Origin of the sequence: Haloarcula sp. DT43 (assembly GCF_037078405.1) — an archaeon.
GTDB lineage: Archaea > Halobacteriota > Halobacteria > Halobacteriales > Haloarculaceae > Haloarcula > Haloarcula brevis.
On sequence record NZ_JAYMGZ010000011.1, the window covers coordinates 1 to 1,394 of the forward strand.

General features: G+C 59.6%; 1 protein-coding gene. It reads right to left on the reverse strand.

The features are described 5' to 3' along the window. Positions 1-176 precede the first annotated feature (176 nt). Entirely contained in the window at positions 177-1,346 is a 1,170-nt protein-coding gene (locus tag VI123_RS19200) for an ISH3 family transposase (protein ID WP_336339681.1), read from the reverse strand. Positions 1,347-1,394: the final 48 nt, after the last annotated feature.

The following is a 1,394-nucleotide window of genomic DNA, read 5'->3' on the forward strand; positions in this document are numbered from 1 at the left end:
CTCAGTACCTCACAAAGCATCGTCAGGTGACCTGACCTGAGTCACCTCTTCTGTTGGGATGAGCCGTCGATAGCGGTCGAAGAACGCTGATCACAGGCGGAGCTGTCGCTGTCGGCGGCGGTCAGCCGCCGACGCGACAGCGTAGCCACTCACAAGGTGGCGTCCTCGGTCGGTGATTACCGGTGGAACCGGTCGTCCGGTGGGCGGTTGGCGGGGACGGCCCGACGCACCGCGAGGGCCGTCCACGCGGCCCGTCGAACCATATTCACGAACTCCTTGTACGGCCACCACCAGAGGCGACGCCCGCCTCGGCGGGGCGTCGCCACATATTCGTAGTGGAGATACCGCCAGGCGTTCTGTAACAGCAGACTCACCACAACGTACAGCAGTCTCACCGTTGCGTCTCGCGTTGTTGTCGTCGCTATCGCTTGCTCGGACAAGCGATAGCTCGATTCGATACCGAAACGTTTGGAGTAATGGTATCGAGCGTCGTGTGGGTTCTCGATGAACGGCGCGTCAGCGGCGTAGCCGTGACGCGCCACACCGTTCTCATCATACCGTCCATTCAGGTACGTACAGTCGATGTGGACGGGAAACTCGACGGTCCAGCTGTGACCGTCGAGTTTCCCTGTCAGATCGTGGTCGATGACGCGGCTCCATCCTTTCGAGAGTTCCTGCTGAATCGCCTCACCCCACTGGATGATCGGGATCACGTAGGCGTAGTTGTGCGCCTGGAGTAACGTGAGACACTTGCTGTCGTAGAATCCGCGATCGAGGTAGACGGCCTTGACACCGAGGTCAAGGCCGTCGAGCACACCAAGAAACTCAGCGAGGACGCTGCTGGCGGTGTCGCCGTCTTCGAGACGGCGCACCGCCAGCGTGTAGCGTTTGTTCCTCACGCGTGCGTAGAATGTGGCGTAGGCGTGGAACGCGGTGGTTCCACGCTTGGCCTCCGAGTGATAGAGGTTCTCCGTGTCGTCTTCATCACCGTAGTAGGGCCGCAGGTGGAGGTCTGCGCAGACCTCCACCTGCTCGGGGAGCAGTTCGACGATATCTTGCCGAAGAAGGGTATTGGCGACTCGTTCGAGCCGTTCCGGCTCGAACTTCGTCCGGAGGTGGTAGAGGATCGTGTTCGCCGATGGCGAGTCTTCACTGGAGTTGCATAGCGTCGAAATCGAGGTCCCGTCGGCGGTCGCGCCGACGAGGACCTCGTAGATGTCCTGTGCATCGATTTCAGCGTTGTTGGCGAGGTTCAGAGAAACTTCCTCGTCAAGCCGGTTGACGAGGAAGTTAAGGAGCTGGTCTTCGTGGATTTCACTGTCTGCTTGCTGCTGGTGTTTGGACACATCTTCAGCAAGCAGACGTTCTAACTAACCGGCTTTGTGAGGTACTGA